The organism is Acidimicrobiales bacterium (assembly GCA_016794585.1).
GTDB lineage: Bacteria > Actinomycetota > Acidimicrobiia > Acidimicrobiales > DATDAH01 > JAEUJM01.
On record JAEUJM010000005.1, the window covers coordinates 146473 to 162925 of the forward strand.

Below are 16453 nucleotides of genomic sequence, written 5' to 3' on the forward strand. Positions count from 1 at the left end.
CGACAGGCTACGAAGCCGCGGCCCGGTCGAGGGCGAGGTTGAGCTCGAGGACGTTCACCCCCACCTCGCCCAGGAAGCCCAGGGCCCGGCCCTCGGTGTGGTCGTCCACGAGGGCGAGCACGTCCTCCACCGGCAGGCCGCGGGCGGCGGCGACGCGCTCGGCCTGGAGTCGGGCGTTGGCCACCGAGATGTGGGGATCGAGCCCCGACGCCGACGCCGTCACGGCGTCCACCGGCACCGCGGCGTCCGCGTCCAACCCGTTCCGCTCCCGGTAGGTCACCGCCCGCTCCTCGACGGCGGCCAGCAGGTCGGGGTTGGACGGCCCGAGGTTGGACGGGCCGCTCGAGGCGGCGTCGTAGCCGTCGCCGGCGGCCGACGGTCGGCTCTCGAAGTACTCGTCCCCCGTGAACTCCTGGCCGAGGAGGGAGGAACCGACCGCCTCCCCGTCGACGGTGACGATCGAGCCGGCGGCCTGGTCGGGGAACGCCACCTGGGCCACCCCGGTCACGAACAGCGGGTAGGCGATGCCCACCAGGACGGTGAAGACCGCGAGCAGCCGCAGGGCGGGAAGCAGTTGGCGTCTCATGACACTCCCAGTGCGGTGACGACGACGTCGATGAGCTTGATGCCCACGAAGGGGACGATGAGCCCGCCCAGGCCGTAGACGAGGATGTTCCGCCGGAGGACGGCGGCGGCCGACTCGGCCCGGAACTTGACGCCCCGGAGGGCCAACGGGATCAGCGCCACGATGACCAGGGCGTTGAAGATGACCGCGGAGAGGATCGCCGAGCGCGGGGTCTGCAGATCCATGATGTTGAGGGTGTCGAGGGCGGGGAACACCCCGACGAACATGGCCGGGATGATGGCGAAGTACTTCGCCACGTCGTTGGCGATGGAGAAGGTGGTGAGCGAGCCCCGGGTGATGAGGAGCTGCTTTCCGATCTCCACGATCTCGATCAGCTTCGTCGGGTTCGAGTCCAGGTCCACCATGTTCCCGGCCTCCTTGGCGGCCTGGGTCCCGGTGTTCATGGCCACGCCCACGTCGGCCTGCGCCAGGGCCGGCGCGTCGTTGGTGCCGTCGCCGGTCATGGCCACGAGGAAGCCGCCGGCCTGCTCCCGCTTGATGAGGGCCATCTTGTCCTCAGGGGTGGCTTCGGCGAGGAAGTCGTCGACGCCGGCCTCGTCGGCGATGGCCTTGGCGGTGAGGGGGTTGTCGCCGGTGATCATCACCGTGCGGATGCCCATGGCCCGGAGCTCGTCGAAGCGCTCGCGCATGCCCTGCTTCACGACGTCCTTGAGGTGGATGACCCCGAGGGCGCGGCGAGTGGCCGAGCCGCCGACCTCATCTCCTTCCGCGACCACCAGCGGCGTACCGCCGGCCGAGGCGATGCCGTCGACGACCTGCCCCAGTTCCGGGGGCACGTCGACCCCCGCCTCCTCGACCCAGCGGCGCACCGAGTCGGCGGCACCCTTGCGGATGGAGCGACCCTCGAAGTCCACCCCGCTCATGCGGGTCTGGGCGGTGAAGGGGACGAGCTCGGCGCCGGCGAGCTCTCGCTCCCGCAGGCCGTACTGCTCCTTCGCCAACACCACGACCGAGCGCCCCTCCGGGGTCTCGTCGGCGAGGCTGGAGAGCTGCGCCACCTCGGCGAGGTGCGCCTCGGTGACATCGCCCACGGGGATGAACTCGGACGCCTGGCGGTTGCCGAGGGTGATGGTGCCCGTCTTGTCGAGCAGGAGCGTCGAGCAGTCGCCGGCGGCCTCGACGGCGCGCCCCGACATGGCCAACACGTTGCGCTGCACCAGGCGATCCATGCCGGCGATGCCGATGGCCGAGAGGAGGGCGCCGATGGTCGTCGGGATCAGGCACACCAGCAGGGCGACCAGGATGATGATGGGTTGCTCGGCCCCGGAGTAGATCGCGAGCGGCTGCAACGTCACGGTCGCCAGCAGGAAGATGATGGTCAGGCCCGCGAGCAGGATGTTCAGCGCGATCTCGTTCGGCGTCTTCTGCCGGGAGGCACCCTCCACGAGGGCGATCATCCGGTCGAGGAAGGTCTCACCGGGCTTGGCGGTGATGCGCACCACGATCTCGTCGGAGAGGACCCGCGTCCCGCCCGTGACCGCCGAGCGGTCGCCGCCGGACTCGCGGATGACCGGAGCTGACTCGCCGGTGATGGCCGACTCGTCCACCGAGGCGATGCCCTCGATGACCTCGCCGTCGCCGGGGATCACGTCGCCGGCGGTCACGACGCACTCGTCCCCGATGGCGAGCTGCGGGCTGGGGACCTCGTCGATGGCGCCCCCTGATCGGCGCACGCGGGCCGTGGTGTCGGCCTTGGCCCGGCGCAGCGAGTCGGCCTGCGCCTTGCCGCGGCCCTCGGCCACGGCCTCGGCCAGGTTGGCGAACAGGACCGTGAACCAGAGCCACAGGGCCACGAGGCCGGCGAAGACGTTCTCGCTGGCTGTCGAGGACCCGAGGTCCCGCAGGAACACGAGCGTGGTGACCACGCTGCCGATGAGCACCACGAACATGACGGGGTTGCGCATGGCCACGCGCGGGTCGAGCTTGCGGAAGGCGTCCCCGACCGCCGGACGCAGGATCTCGGGGTCGAACAGCGAACTGTTCTCGCTCACGACAGTCCCTCCACGAGGGGTCCGAGGGCGAGCACCGGAAAGTAGGTGAGCCCGACGACGATGACGATGACCCCCACCAGCAGTCCGGCGAACAGCGGAGTGCCGGTGGGGAAGGTCCCGGCCGACACCGGCGCCGGCTGCTTGCGCACCAGCGACCCTGCGATGGCGAGCACGGGCACGATCAGCAGGAAGCGGCCGACGAGCATCGAGAGCCCGAGGGTCGTGTTGTACCAATCGGTGTTCCCGGTGAGCCCTCCGAAGGCCGACCCGTTGTTGTTGCCAGCCGACGTGAAGGCGTAGGCGATCTCGGTCAGGCCGTGCGGCCCGAGGTTGGCCCGGGAGGCCAGCGCCGAGTCGAGCAGCAGCGAGGCGCCCGTGAAGCAGAGCACCACGGCGGGCACTGCCAGCAGATAGAGCACGACGAGCTTCATCTCGGCGGCCTGGATCTTCTTGCCGAGGTACTCGGGGGTCCGGCCGACCATCAGGCCGGCGATGAACACCGCCAGCAGGGCGAAGACCAACATGCCGTAGAGGCCGGCCCCCACGCCGCCCGGGCTCACCTCCCCCAGCATCATGTTGACCAGCGGCACGGCCCCGCCGAAGGCCGTGAAGCTGTCGTGGGACGAGATGACCGCGCCGGTCGAGGTCCCGGTGGTCGATGCCGCGAACAACCCGGAGGCGGTCGGGCCGAAGCGCACCTCCTTGCCTTCGAGGTTCCCACCCGACTGGTTGCTGGTGACGGCCTGATCGACCCGCAGCGGGTCGAGGTGGTCGTTGCCGGCCGCCTCGAAGCCCATGGCCAGGCCGGCGGCCGCGATCCAGAGCAGGAACATCGCCGCGAAGACCACCCAGCCCTGCTTCTGGTCCTTCACCATCCGCCCGTAGGCGTAGGTGAGGGAGAAGGGGATCACGAGCAGGGCCGCGATCTGGAGGAGGTTGGTGAGGCCGTCGGGGTTCGAGAGCGGATGGGCCGAGTTGGCGTTCCAGAAGCCGCCGCCGTTCGTGCCGAGCTCCTTGATGGCCTCCTGGCTCGCCGCCGGGCCGCCGGGGATGGACTGCACGGTGCCCTCGACGGTGGAGACGTCGGTGAAGCCGTCGAAGTTCTGGACGACCCCCCGCCCCACGAGGACGACGGCGAACACGATGGCCAGGGGCAAGAGCACCCGCAGCGTGGCCCGCGTGAGGTCCACCCAGAAGTTGCCGATGGTGGCCCCCCGCCGTCGGGCCAGGCCCCGGATGAGCGCCACCGCCACCGACAGGCCCACGGCGGCGGACACGAAGTTCTGCACCGCCAGACCGGCCATCTGGGTGAGGTGGCTCATGGTGAGCTCGCCGCCGTAGTTCTGCCAGTTCGTGTTGGTGACGAAGCTCACCGCGGTGTTGAAGGCGAGTGCGGCGGGCACCCCCACGGCGTCGGTGGGGTTGAGCGGCAGCCACTCCTGCACGCGTTGGAGCAGGTAGAGGAACAGCACCGACACCGCGCTGAAGGCCAGCAGCGAGTAGGCGTAGACGTTCCAGCGCTGCTCGCGCTCGGGGTCCACCCCCGCCAGGCGGTAGACGAAGCGCTCGACGGGCAGGAACACACGGTCGCCCGGAGCGGACCCGCCCCCGAAGACCCGGGCGAGGTAGGGGCCGAGCAGCCGCGTCCCCAGAGCGATGAGCGCGACGAGCGTGGCGAGTTGGAGCCAGCCGGAGACCGTCATCTGATCCGCTCCTGTTCGCTGCGCTCACGGGCCGCTCGGGCCCCCGCTTCGCTCATCAGAACCTCTCCGGGAAGACGAGGGCGGCGACGAGGTAACCGATGACCGCGAGGGCGATCACCAGTCCGGCGACGTTGTCGAAGGTCATCGGGCCACCACTTCGGCGGAGCGGTCGTTCGCCACTTCGGTGGCTTCGGGCAGCTCCTCCGGCCCGATGATGCGGTCGCAGGCGACCACGAACGCTGCGGCGACGGCGAAGAACGCCACCACCACGAGCACGAACAGGACGTCCGCCATCAGTTCCTCCTCCGGTCATCGGGCGTGGTGACCGCGAGCACCGCGGCGAGCTGGTCGGCCAGGGCGAGCGCGTCGCGCCGGGCGTCAGGATCGAACCCGCCCGCGGCGAGGGGCTCGTGGGGCACGAGCAGGAAGCGGCCGAGGTCCCGCTCCCCCACCGTCACGGGCAGCTCGATCGACCACGAGTTGGGGTCCTCGGTGAGGGGCGCCACCCCGGCCGGGACGGTCACCCCGTGACGGGTGAGGCGGGGCACCGGCTCGTCCAGCGGGGCGCGCTGGAACCGGCAGAACCACAGCCCCAGGAGGCTCGCCAGCTCCGCTTCGAGCATCGGCACGAGATCCGCCGGGTCGGTGGCGCTGGCCAGGTGGGCGGCACGGCGGAGCCGCACCAGCTCGTCCTCGCGCACGTGGGCGACGGCGCGGGCGCGTTGGGTGCGAACCACGATCTCGCCGGCGAGCACGCCCACCACGAGCAGGAGCACCGTGGTGATGCGGTCCACCCGGGCGTGGACGGTCATCGTGTAGTGCGGGAGGGTGTGGAAGAAGTCGTACGACAGCGCTGCGGCCACGGAGCCGGCCACACCGGCCGAGCGCCCGCCGAGAGCGGCGGCGGCCACGATGCCCACCACGAGCACCAGCGCGACGTTGGTGTTGCCCAGCCAGGAGCGCAGCGGCACCAGGAGAGCCGCCAGCGCCACCATGCTCACGCCGGCCACGAGCCCGGCGACGAAGGGATCGATGGGTTCCGTTCGTGTCTTCGCCATGGTCCCGGTGTACGTCCGGGCAACCAGGAGCGGAAGGCGCTTGATGCGCTCTTAGCGCGCACCGGCCGACTCCTGACGAGTTGCTGACGCCCACGGCCCGGGCCGGGGCGGCGACCTAAGGTGCGCCCATCGCGATCTGGCTCACCGACGAGGAGCACGGCGTGCTCGAGGCTGCACTCGAGCGGCTGTTCCCGGCCGACGACGAGGGCGCCCCCGGGGCGCGTGCCGCCGGTGTGGCCGACTACGTCGACGGCCTGCTCGGCGCGTTCCTCGTCGATCCGCCCCGCATCTGGGCAGGGGGCCCCTTCTCCGGGCGCCACGGGGGCGAGGACGGGTTCTCCCGCTTCACTCCCCTCAGCCGGATCGAGGAGCTGGCGTGGCGCACCCGGATCGAGGGCTCGCAGGGGATCCCCGAGCGGGAGTGGAACGGCCCCGTCGTCGGCTGGCAGCAGCGCTACCGGGCCGGGCTCGCCGCCTTGGGCCCGGACTTCGTCACCCTCGCCGGCGAGGACCAGGACCAGCGCCTCGCCGCCGACTCAGGGTTCCGGGACCTGCTGCACACCCATGGCTGCGAGGGCCTCTACGGAGACCCGGTCTACGGCGGCAACCGGGACGGCGCCGGCTGGCGGTCGATCGGCTTCGCCGGCGACAGCCAGCCCCGGGGCTACACCGCGGTGGAGGTCACGGGACGTGACTGACCTCGACGCCGACGCCGTCATCGTCGGGTCCGGCCCAGGCGGGTCGACCGCCGCAGAGGTGCTGACCGCGGCGGGCTGGTCGGTGGTGCTGCTGGAGAAGGGCCGCAACCACCTCATCGACACCGAGCCGCCCTACGCGCCCCGGCACGAGTTCTCGAACGACGAGCTGAAGTTCTCGTTCCGCCACTTCCTCGGGCCCGACCCCCTGGCCGAGCCCCGCACCTTCCGGCGTACCGAGGCCGACGGCAACCGCATCTTCACCGGCGACGTGAACAACCTGCCCTCCACCGTGGGCGGGGGCGGCACCCACGCCGACGGCAAGCTCCCCCGCTTCCGGGAGGAGGACTTCGCCCTGCTGAGCGAGCGGGGGCCGGTGGACGGGGCGGCCGTGGCGGACTGGCCCATCACCTACGACGACCTCGAACCGCACTACGCCGCCGTCGAGGCGGCCATCGGCGTCGCGGGCGACGCCGATGCCAACCCGTTCGCGGCCTGGCGGTCCGGTCCGTACCCGATGCCCCCCGGCCCCGACATGTTCGGGGCCACCCTCTCGGTGCCGGCCGCCGAGCGCCACGGCCTGCACCCGTACCGGGCCCCCACCGGCGCCAACAGCGTCCCCTACGACGGCCGGCCCGCCTGCAACGACTGCGGGTTCTGCGGGTACTACGGCTGCCCCACCCACGCCAAGGGCGACCCCATCGCCATGCTCCAGCGGGCGCTGCGCACCGGCCGCTGCGACCTGCGGGCCGAGTCCCACGTCACCGAGGTGCTGCTCGACTCCTCGGGGCGCCGCACCACCGGCGTGCGCTACCTCGATGCCCGCGGCGCCGTCCAGGAGGTCCGCGCCGCCCACGTGGTGCTGGCGGCCGGTGCCTTCGAGACGCCCCGGCTGCTCCTGTCGTGTGGGGTGGGCAACTCGTCCGGGCTCGTCGGGCGCCACCTCATGTACCACTTCCAGACCTTCACGGTCGGCGCCTTCCCCTTCTCGCTGCACGCCGAGCGCGGCCGTTCGGTCACCCACCTCCACGACGACTTCTGCGTGCCCACCGCCGACGACCTCGCCGCGGCCCGCGCCGCCGGCCTGCCGTGGTTCCGGGGCGGCATCGTCGAGCACGGTGGGGCGGCCCACCCGGTCCAGGAGGCACTCACCTACCCGAGCGGGCCGCTCCACAACGTGGCCATGCGCGACTCGTCGCTACGCGACCGCTTGTGGGTGTTCACCATGCAGGGGGAGGATCTGCCCCAGCCGGGCAACCGGGTGGACCTCGACCCCGCCGTGCGGGACGTCTGGGGCCGTCCTGCGGGTCGGGCCACGTACGCCCCCCACCGCCACGAGCTCGTCGCGTCGGACCACTGGTCGCCGGTCCTCGAACAGGTGCTGCTCGACGCCGGCGCCGAGTGGTCGGTCTCGTCGTCCTCGCCGCCGAGGGACGAGCCCGGTGCGACCGCGCACCCGCTCGGCCTCGCACCGGCCTCACGCCACGTGATGGGCACCTGCCGCATGGGGGCGGACCCAGCCACGAGCGTGGTCGGCCCGGAAGGCCGCTTCCACGACGTCGAGAACCTGCTCTGCGCCGACTCGTCGGTGTTCGTCACCTCCACCGGGTACGGGCCCACCCTGACGCTGGCCGCGCTGGCCCACCGCACCGCCAGCCTCCTGAGCGGCCGGCACCCGGTGCCGCCGCCCCCCGGCTAGCCCCGAGCTTTCGGAGCGGTCCTCGCCTGCCGATAGGTCCACCATGCGATCGGCGATGCGCGTCCTGACCTCGGTGGTCGCCGTCGTCGTCGTGCTGGCCACCGCGGGCGTGGCCATGGCCCGGCTGTCGCCCACGCCCGCCGCGACCTCCGCCGCCGACGCCGAGGCCCTGAACGCGCTCGACGCCGGCTCGAACGACACCTCGGCGGACGACGCCGGGCCCGAGCCTGCCCCGGCGGGCTGCACCACGGTCACCATCACGCCCCCGACGTCGGGCGACCACTACCAGGGCGACCTGTGCGTGCCCGAGGGCGAGCACCGCGACGTCGCCATCGTCCTCGTCCACGGTGGCGGCGGGTTCGGAGGCTCCCGCTCGGACATGGGGGGCTGGGCCCAGGTGTACCAGTACGCGGGCTACGTCACGATCTCGGTGGACTACCTGATCTTCGGCCAGACCACCCGGTCGCCCGTGTACCCCGAGCCGGAGCAGGACGTGAAGGCCGCGGTGCAGTACGTCCGCGACCGGGCCGGCGAGCTCGGTGTCGACATCGACCGGATCGTCGTGCACGGTAGCTCCGCGGGCTCGCGCCTCGGTGGGCAGCTCTACGTCTCGGGGGACGACCCCTACTACTACGGCGCCGAGATGTGGCCCACCACGCCGTCCCACATCAACGGCTTCATCGGCTTCTACGGCTACTACACGGGCATGTCGGCCGACGAGGAGCGCTACTACGGCGGGCGGCGCTCGAGCTCGGACCCCGAGGTGCGCGAGCGATGGAAGAAGGCCGACTCGGTGGTGAACGCCGACGGCGCGCACGGGCCGGCGCTGCTCATCCACGGCGAGGAGGACGGCGTGATCCCGGTCGGCCAGTCGGAGCGCTTCGCCGCCGCCCTCGAGGCCGCGGGCAAGGACGTCACCACCAAGATCGTGCCGGGGGCCGACCACGGCTTCGACGTCGTGGACGGCGGCGCGCTCACCGAGGACGGCCGGGCCATCGCCCGGACCGTGCTCGACTGGCTGGACTGGCAGTTCCCGCAGGGCGCCGCGGATCGCTGAGGGGACCGGCGGGCGCCGGGTCGGCGGCCGCCGGGTCAGCCTCCGACGAGCAGGGCCTTGACCTGGTCCTCGGAGGCGGGGGTGATGAGGGCGAGCACCTCGTCGCCACGCTGGAGCACGGTGTCGCCGCGCGGGACCACGACGTGGCGATCGCGCACGACGGCGACGATGCTGGCGTCACGCGGAAGGTCGAGGGCGGCGATGGCCACGCCGGCCGCCGGCGAGTCCTCGGCCAGGGTGACCTCGACGAGGCCGGCCTCGCCCTCGGCGAAGTTGAGCAGCCGGACGAGGGAGCCGACGGAGACCGCCTCCTCCACCAGCGCGGTGAGCAGGTGCGGGGTGGACACCGACACGTCGACGCCCCAGGTCTCGTTGAAGAGCCAGTGGTTCTGCGGATGGTTCACCCGGGCGACGACCCGGGGCACCGCGAACTCCTGCTTGGCGAGGAGCGAGACGACGAGGTTGTCCTCGTCGTCTCCGGTCGCCGCCACCATCACGTCGGCCGAGCCGACGCCGGCGTCGCGCAGGACGTTGACCTCGCAGGCGTCGCCGACGAAGACCTCGATCGACGGGAGCTCGGCCTGCGTGCGCGCGCCGAGGTCGAAGTCCTGCTCGATCAACAAGATGTCGTGGCCGGCACCCTGCAGGTCGGCCGCGATGTAGGTACCGACGTTGCCCGCGCCGGCGATGGCGATCTTCACGACTGGCCTCCAGCGGCGTCGGCGAGGGTGGCGTCGAGCTCCTCGGTGGCGTCCTTGTGCACCATGACGTGCATGGTGTCGCCGTCGTGGCCGACGGTGTCCGGGTCGACCAGCAGCGGTGAACCGGCCCGCACGAGGGCGACCACCCGGATGCGGGGCGAGAAGCCGACGTCGGCGAGACGGCGGCCGGCCCAGGCGTCGGGCAGGATGCGCTCGACGAGCAGGAGGTCGCCGGTGGGGTCGGACCACTCGAGGTGGGACTGCTCGGGGAACAGACGACGGGTGATCTGCTCGGTCGTCCAGGTGACGGTGGCGACGGTGGCGATGCCCAGGCGTTGGTAGATCACGGCGCGGCGGGGGTCGTAGATGCGGGCCACCACGTTTGGCACCTCGAAGTGCTCCCGGGCGATGCGGGCCGTGAGGATGTTCGAGTTGTCACCGGAGGTGACCGCGGCGACGGCGTCGGCCTCCTTGATGCCGGCGTCCTCGAGGTCGTCCCGGTCGAAGCCCAGGCCGTGGATCGACCGGCCCTGGAACGAGTCGGGCAGACGCCGGAACGAACGGGCGTCCTTGTCGATGACCGCGACCGTGTGGCCGCCGCCCTCCAGGTTCCCGGCGAGCTCGGATCCGACCCGGCCGCACCCCACCACGATCACGTGCATGGCGCGATGCAACACCCAATGAGCGGTCCGAGACAACTCGCCCGCTCCCCGCCGGTGCGCGCCAGACCGACCTGTCGCGAACCTTTCCTGCCCCAGGAAGGCCCGATCAGGTGCCGGCGCGCGGGACATGGTGGACTGGGCCGGTGACGACCACCGACTCCCCCGACGTCGCGACCGGCGATGCCACCCGGTCCCGGGTCGCGGATGACGATCGCCTGACCCCGAAGGCCCTCCCGCCGCGCGTCGAGCTGCCCGAACCGCTGGGTTACCGCTTGAAGAACAAGCTCCTCGGTCCGCCGCTCGACACCGACGAGCTCCAGCACGAGCGCCTCGGCAAGCCCACCGCCCTCGCGGTGTTCGCCTCGGACAACCTCTCCTCGTCCGCCTACGCCACCGAGGAGATTCTGCGGGTCCTGATCCCGGCGGTCGGGGTCGCCGCGTTCTCCCTGGTCGTGCCCCTCACCGGTGCGCTGCTCGGGGTGCTCGCGCTGTTGATCCTCTCCTACCGCCAGACCATCAAGGCCTATCCGAGCGCCGGCGGCGCCTATGTCGTCACCAAGGACAACTTCGGCATCGGGCTCGCCCAGGTCTCGGGTGTCGCCCTGCTCATCGGCTACATCCTCACCGTGGCCGTGTCGGTCGCGGCCGGCGCGGCGGCGTTGGCGTCGGCCGTCCCTGCGCTCGCCGACTTCGTGGTCCCCATCGCGCTGGGCTTCATCGTCCTCGTGTCCTACGGCAACCTCCGTGGCGTCCGCGAGTCGGGCAAGCTCTTCGCCGCTCCCACCTACTTCTTCATGCTCAACATCGCGGTGCTGCTCCTCGTGGGCATCACCCGGCTGGTCGCCGGCGATCTCCCGCAGGCGACGGTCGAGCCGGAGATGATCCCGGCCGGGGTGGGGGCCGACGACGTGTTGTTCTACGGCGCCGGGCTCTTCGTCATCCTGCGGGCCTTCGCGTCCGGCGGCGCCGCGGTCACCGGCGTCGAGGCCATCTCCAACGGCGTCCCCGCGTTCAAGGAGCCGTCGTGGCGCAACGCCCGCACCACGCTCGTGATCATGGGCGTCGCCCTCGGCGCCATGTTCCTCGGCATCTCGGTGTTGGCGGCCGAGGTGGAGGCCCGGCCGTTCCTCGAGGGCACGCCCACGGTGCTCAGCCAGATCGGCGAGCTGGTCTACGGCTCGTCGGGCCTCGGCCACCTGCTGTACCTCTCCCTCCAGGCCGGCACCGTGCTCATCCTCGTGCTCGCGTCGAACACGAGCTACGCGGACTTCCCCCGCCTGGCCAGCTTCGCCGCCGGCGACGCGTTCCTCCCGCGTCAGCTCACCACCCGCGGCCACCGCCTCGTGTTCTCCAACGGCATCCTCGCCCTGTCGGCGGTGTCGATCCTCCTGGTGGTCGCCACCCAGGCCAAGGTCGAGCGCCTCATCCCGCTGTACGCCATCGGCGTGTTCACCGGCTTCACGCTGTCGCAGGCCGGCATGGCCAAGCACCACCTCCGCCACAAAGCGCCGGGCTGGCGCCGTGGCTTCGCCATCAACGGCGTGGGCGCCGCGGTGTCGCTGCTGGTCGCGCTCGTCACCGGCATCACCAAGTTCACCGAGGGCGCGTGGGTCGTCGTCACCGTCGTCCCCCTGGTGGTGTGGCTGCTCTTCCGCCTCAACCGCCAGTACGTCGAGGAGGAGACCGAGCTCGAGCACGACGCCCACCTCGCCGCGGAAGCACCCATCCTGCGGCGCCACGTGGTGATCGTCCTCGTCGACCGCCTCGACGTCGCCGCCGCGCGGGCCATCCAGTACGCCCGCACCCTCGCCCCCGACGAGCTGCGCGCCGTGCACTTCGACCTCGACCCGCTGCGCACCGCCCGCCTCGCCGAGCGCTGGCGCTCGCTCGGCCTCACCCGACTCACCCTCGACATCATCGAGTGCCAGGACCGCCGGGTGACGAAAGCCGCGGCCGAGGTGGCCGCCCAGTCGCTCGTCGACGGCGAGACCGAGGTGAGCGTGCTGATTCCCCGCCGGGAGTACCGCCGCGGTTGGCACCGGCTCCTGCACGACCGCACCTCGGACAAGATGGCGGCGACGCTGTCGAGCCTCCCGCACTGCAACGTCACGGTGGTGCCCTACCACCTCGGCCGTTGTCGGACCGAGATCGCCACCACCGACCTGGGCAGCCGCGCCGGGCGCCGGAGCGGGCGCGCCGCCGCCCGCGAGGACGCACAGGTGGACCGCCTGCTCGCCTCCCCTGCGACGGCCACGCCCCGGGCGGACGGCAGCATCCCCATCGCCGCCGTGCGCCATCGCGAGCGCGTCTTCGTCGACGGAAAAGTCCGGCGCATGCGCGTGCAGCCGTGGGCCGGCGTGTCCACCCTCGAGTGCACGCTGACCGACGACACCGGCGCGCTCACCATCGTGTTCCTCGGCCGCCGCCACATCCCCGGCATCGAGACCGGCGCCCGCCTCGCGGTGAGCGGCGTGGTGGGTGAGCACAACGGCAATCTCGCCATCCTCAACCCCGTGTACGAGCTCCAGGCCAAGGCCGGCGCGGACCACTCATAGCCCGCCGGCTCGGCCCAGCCCGGCCGTGGCGCGCAGGCGCCGATGAGATATTGACGGGATCTTGACGCGGCGAGCTTGCCGCCGGTGCGCCGAGCGGTATCGACTGGCTGGGTGAAGACCGAGGACGACCTCCAGCGGGCGGCTGCGCAAGGCGGTGAGCGCCTCACCCCGAAGCGCATGGCGCCACGGGTCGACCTGCCCGAGACGTGGAGCTACCGGGCCAAGACCCGCCTCCTCGGTGCGCCCCTGGCCACCGACCGGCTCGAGCACGAGCGGCTCGGCAAGCCCACGGCATTGGCCGTGTTCGCCTCGGACAACCTCTCGTCGTCCGCGTACGCCACCGAGGAGATCCTGCGGGTCCTGATCCCCGCCATCGGCGTCGCTGCGTTCGCGCTGGTGGTGCCGGTGACGGTGGCGATGCTCATCGTCCTCGGCTTCCTCATCCTCTCCTACCGCCAGACCATCAAGGCGTACCCCAGTGCGGGCGGCGCCTACATCGTCACCAAGGACAACTTCGGCGCACTCCCCGCTCAGGTGGCCGGGGTCTCGCTGCTCACCGACTACATCCTCACGGTCGCGGTGTCGGTCTCGGCGGGCAGCGCCGCATTGGCCTCTGCGGTCCCCGCGCTGGCGCCGTGGGTCGTCCCCATCTCCATCGGGTTCATCCTCATCATCGCCTTCGGCAACCTGAAGGGCGTCCGGGAGTCGGGGAAGGTGTTCGCCGTCCCCACCTACTTCTTCATGTTCAACATGGTGTTGCTGCTCGGCGTCGGGCTCTACCAGATGGCCTTCGGCGACCTGCCCGTCGAGGCCGGCGGTGTCGAGGGCATGCTCACCGGCACCGAAGGGAGCGCCGCCGACGGCGTCTTCTACGGGGCCACGTTGTTCGTGGTGCTCCACGCCTTCGCTTCGGGCGGTGCCGCCGTCACCGGCGTCGAGGCCATCTCCAACGGCGTGCCCGCCTTCAAGGAACCTGCCGCCAAGAACGCCAGCTCGACGTTGGTCGTCATGGGTACCGCCCTGGGCTTCATGTTCCTCGGCCTGTCGCTCCTCGCGTCCAAGGTGCACGCCACCCCGTTCGAGGAGGGCACCCCCACCGTCATCTCCCAGGTGGGCAAGCTCGTCTACGGCACCGGGGCGCTCGGCGAGGTGCTCTTCTACTCGCTCCAGGTGGGCACGATGCTCATCCTCGTGCTGGCGGCCAACACCGGCTTCGCCGACTTCCCCCGTCTCGCCAGCTTCGCCGCGGGCGACAGCTTCATGCCCCGCCAGCTCACCAAGCGGGGGCACCGCCTGGTGTTCTCGAACGGCATCATCGCCCTGGCCGCCGCGGCCATCGTGCTGGTCATCGTCACCGGGGCCAAGGTCGACCGGCTGATCCCGCTGTACGCCATCGGCGTGTTCACCAGCTTCACCCTGTCCCAGGCGGGCATGGCCAAGCACCACATCACCCACAAGGAACCGCACTGGCAGCTCGGGCTGTTCATCAACGGCGTCGGTGCGGCCATGACCTTCGTCGTCGCCATCATCGTCGCCGTCACGAAGTTCACCCATGGGGCCTGGGTGATCATCGCCCTCATCCCCATCCTCGTGGTGGTGCTGTTCCGCCTCAACCGCCAGTACACCCACGAGGCGGTGGAGCTGCTCGAGGACGCCCACGCCGCCGCCAGCGCGCCGATCCTGCGCCGCCACGTGGTGCTCGTGCTCGTCGACACCCTCGACGTGGCCGCCGCCCGGGCCATCCAGTACGCCCGCACCCTCACGCCCGACGAGCTGCGGGCCGTGCACCTCGACCTCGACCCCCTCGTGACCGCCGACCTCGCCCGCGATTGGCGGACGCTCGGCCTCGGCCGCCTTTCGCTCGACATCGTCGAGTGCCAGGACCGGCGTGTCACCCAGGCCGCCGCCGAGATCGCCGCCCAGGAGCTCGCCGACGGCGAGACCGAGGTCAGCGTCCTCATTCCCCGCCGGGAGTACAGCCGCTTCTGGCACCGGCTGCTCCACGACCGCACCTCCGACGAGATGGTCAAGGTGCTCTCGACGCTCCCCCACTGCAACGTCACGGTCGTGCCGTACCACCTCGACCTCAAGGCCACGCCGGTGGAGGTCCGCCAGGTGGCGCCGGCCGTCGTCGGCGAGACCGCCGACGACGATGGCGCCGCGGTGGCGGAACACGCCGCGTCGGTGACGCCGAACACCGACGGCACCGTGCCCATCGGCGCGGTCGAGCACCGCCAGCGCGTGATGGTGTCCGGGCGCATCCGGTCGATCCGCGTCCAGCCCTGGTCGGGCGTGCCCGCCCTCGAGTGCACCCTGGCCGACGACAGCGGCGGCGTCGCCGTGGTGTTCCTGGGCCGCCGGGAGGTGCCGGGGATCCGCGTGGGCGTCCGGCTGAAAGCCCAGGGCGTGGTCGGCGAGCACCACGGCCGGCTCGCCATCTTGAACCCCGTCTACGAGATCCTCGCCTAGCCCCCAGCGGACGCTCAGCCCCGGGGCAGGCCCAGGAGGCGCTCGGAGATGATGGTGCGCTGGATCTCGGAGGTGCCCCCGGCGATGCCCGCGGCCTGGCTCCACAGCCACTGCCGGGCCCACGGGCCCTCGAGCGCGCCGGCGGGGCCCAGCACGGTCAACGCGGTGTCCGACAGGTGCTGCGTGACCTCGGTCCAGGTGAGCTTGACCACGCTCGACTCGGGGCCGGGCTCGATGCCCTTGCCCAGGTTCGACAGCGTGTGCCAGTTGTGGAGTCGAAGCAGGCGCAGCTCGACGAAGACCTGCGCCAGCTCGTCGGCGACGTCGACGTCGTCGAGACGGCCGGTGCGGGCGGCGAGCTCGTAGAGCTCGTCGAGGTAGACCTCGTGCACCACCTGCTCCTTGAACGGGAAGGCGGTGCCCCGCTCGTGGGCCAGGGTGGTGTTGGCCACCGCCCAGCCGTCGTGCAGTCCGCCCACGAGCTGGTCGTCGGGCACGAAGACCTCGTCGAGGAACACCTCGTTGAACTCGGCCTCGCCCGTGATCTGCACCAAGGGGCGGACGTCGATGCCCGGAGCGGTCATGTCGATGACGAGGTACGAGATACCGCGGTGGCGGGGCGCCTCGGGATCGGTGCGGACGAGCCCGATCCCCCATCGGGCCACGTCGGCGTACGACGTCCACACCTTCTGCCCCGAGACCAGCCAGCCCCCGTCCACCCGCTCGGCCCGGGTGGTGAGCGAGGCGAGGTCGGAGCCGGCGTCGGGCTCGCTGAAGAGCTGACACCAGATCTCGGAGGCGTCGAGGATCGCGGGCAGCCACCGGGCCCGTTGCTCGTCGGTCCCGCAGGCCAGCAGTGTGGGCCCGGCGAGATTGATGCCGACCCGGTTCACCGGCTGCGGTGCCCGCGCCCGGGCGTACTCCATGTTGTAGAGGGCCACCTGGACCGGGGTCGCGCTGCGCCCCCCGAACTCCTGCGGCCAGTGGATGCCGACCATGCGCCCTTCGGCGAGCGTGGCCTGCCAGGCCCTCCCCCAGGCGATCTCGTCGGCCGTCGACGCGAAGGCACCCGGCAGCGCGAGGTGGTCGGCCAGGAAGGCCCGCACCTCGGCGGCGAAGGCCCGCTCGTCGTCGGTCAGCGCCAGGTCCACCCCCAGATCCTCACAGACCCGAGGACCCCGTCGGGTCCTTCGCGACGTCGCAGCCGCGCCCAGCGA

General features: G+C 71.7%; 13 protein-coding genes. 4 read left to right on the forward strand and 9 right to left on the reverse strand.

The window, feature by feature from the left end; genetic code table 11:
- Window positions 1–7: 7 nt before the first annotated feature.
- The 6 genes from kdpC to JNK12_02685 are packed head-to-tail and all read right to left on the reverse strand — an operon-like array spanning window position 8 to window position 5398.
- Window positions 8–586, reverse strand: a complete 579-nt coding sequence (gene kdpC / locus JNK12_02660; protein MBL8774800.1) for a K(+)-transporting ATPase subunit C — start codon at window positions 584–586, stop codon at window positions 8–10.
- On the reverse strand, window positions 583–2619 hold the full coding sequence (gene kdpB / locus JNK12_02665; protein ID MBL8774801.1) for a potassium-transporting ATPase subunit KdpB: 2037 nt from the start codon (window positions 2617–2619) through the stop codon (window positions 583–585). Before kdpB ends, kdpC begins: the two co-directional genes overlap by 4 nt.
- 14 nt (window positions 2620–2633) lie before the next feature.
- Window positions 2634–4340 (reverse strand): potassium-transporting ATPase subunit KdpA, encoded by a 1707-nt coding sequence (gene kdpA / locus JNK12_02670; protein MBL8774802.1) that lies wholly within the window; start codon window positions 4338–4340, stop codon window positions 2634–2636.
- 55 nt (window positions 4341–4395) lie between these two features.
- Window positions 4396–4485 carry a potassium-transporting ATPase subunit F gene (locus tag JNK12_02675; GenBank protein ID MBL8774803.1) on the reverse strand — a complete coding sequence of 30 codons (90 nt, stop codon included), beginning with the start codon at window positions 4483–4485 and terminating at the stop codon, window positions 4396–4398.
- Window positions 4482–4634 carry a hypothetical protein gene (locus JNK12_02680; protein ID MBL8774804.1) on the reverse strand — a complete coding sequence of 51 codons (153 nt, stop codon included), beginning with the start codon at window positions 4632–4634 and terminating at the stop codon, window positions 4482–4484. The genes JNK12_02675 and JNK12_02680 overlap by 4 nt, the downstream gene beginning before the upstream one ends.
- Window positions 4634–5398 carry a DUF4118 domain-containing protein gene (locus tag JNK12_02685; protein MBL8774805.1) on the reverse strand — a complete coding sequence of 255 codons (765 nt, stop codon included), beginning with the start codon at window positions 5396–5398 and terminating at the stop codon, window positions 4634–4636. The genes JNK12_02680 and JNK12_02685 overlap by 1 nt, the downstream gene beginning before the upstream one ends.
- A 564-nt stretch (window positions 5399–5962) precedes the next feature.
- Between JNK12_02685 and JNK12_02690 the strand changes: the two genes are divergently transcribed.
- On the forward strand, window positions 5963–7792 hold the full coding sequence (locus JNK12_02690) for a GMC family oxidoreductase (protein ID MBL8774806.1): 1830 nt from the start codon (window positions 5963–5965) through the stop codon (window positions 7790–7792).
- A gap of 55 nt (window positions 7793–7847) precedes the next feature.
- Window positions 7848–8849, forward strand: a complete 1002-nt coding sequence (locus JNK12_02695; protein ID MBL8774807.1) for an alpha/beta hydrolase — start codon at window positions 7848–7850, stop codon at window positions 8847–8849.
- 35 nt (window positions 8850–8884) lie between these two features.
- On the opposite strand, the gene JNK12_02700 is transcribed toward JNK12_02695, so the two are convergent.
- Entirely contained in the window at window positions 8885–9550 is a 666-nt protein-coding gene (locus JNK12_02700; protein ID MBL8774808.1) for a TrkA family potassium uptake protein, read from the reverse strand.
- A complete protein-coding gene (locus JNK12_02705) occupies window positions 9547–10212 on the reverse strand; it encodes a TrkA family potassium uptake protein (GenBank protein MBL8774809.1) in 666 nt (221 codons plus the stop codon). The genes JNK12_02700 and JNK12_02705 overlap by 4 nt, the downstream gene beginning before the upstream one ends.
- A gap of 143 nt (window positions 10213–10355) precedes the next feature.
- Here JNK12_02705 and JNK12_02710 point away from each other — a divergent pair, with 143 nt between their 5' ends.
- Window positions 10356–12767, forward strand: coding sequence for an amino acid permease (locus JNK12_02710; GenBank protein MBL8774810.1), 2412 nt, complete (start codon window positions 10356–10358; stop codon window positions 12765–12767).
- A gap of 111 nt (window positions 12768–12878) precedes the next feature.
- The gene (locus JNK12_02715) at window positions 12879–15236 is read left to right on the forward strand and encodes an amino acid permease (protein ID MBL8774811.1); all 2358 of its coding nucleotides are present in this window, start codon (window positions 12879–12881) and stop codon (window positions 15234–15236) included.
- A 14-nt stretch (window positions 15237–15250) separates the two neighbouring features.
- On the opposite strand, the gene JNK12_02720 is transcribed toward JNK12_02715, so the two are convergent.
- Window positions 15251–16387: an acyl-CoA dehydrogenase family protein gene (locus tag JNK12_02720; GenBank protein ID MBL8774812.1), complete on the reverse strand. Its 1137-nt coding sequence runs from the start codon at window positions 16385–16387 to the stop codon at window positions 15251–15253.
- Window positions 16388–16453: the final 66 nt, after the last annotated feature.

Excerpts from the sequence above, each read along its gene's own strand:
- kdpC (MBL8774800.1), bottom strand. The coding sequence starts at position 586 with ATGAGACGCCAACTGCTTCCCGCCCTGCGGCTGCTCGCGGTCTTCACC.
- kdpA (MBL8774802.1), bottom strand. The coding sequence starts at position 4,340 with ATGACGGTCTCCGGCTGGCTCCAACTCGCCACGCTCGTCGCGCTCATC.
- JNK12_02675 (MBL8774803.1), bottom strand. The coding sequence starts at position 4,485 with ATGACCTTCGACAACGTCGCCGGACTGGTGATCGCCCTCGCGGTCATC.
- JNK12_02680 (MBL8774804.1), bottom strand. The coding sequence starts at position 4,634 with ATGGCGGACGTCCTGTTCGTGCTCGTGGTGGTGGCGTTCTTCGCCGTC.
- JNK12_02685 (MBL8774805.1), bottom strand. The coding sequence starts at position 5,398 with ATGGCGAAGACACGAACGGAACCCATCGATCCCTTCGTCGCCGGGCTC.
- JNK12_02690 (MBL8774806.1), top strand. The coding sequence starts at position 5,963 with ATGGCTGCGAGGGCCTCTACGGAGACCCGGTCTACGGCGGCAACCGGG.
- JNK12_02695 (MBL8774807.1), top strand. The coding sequence starts at position 7,848 with ATGCGCGTCCTGACCTCGGTGGTCGCCGTCGTCGTCGTGCTGGCCACC.
- JNK12_02705 (MBL8774809.1), bottom strand. The coding sequence starts at position 10,212 with ATGCACGTGATCGTGGTGGGGTGCGGCCGGGTCGGATCCGAGCTCGCC.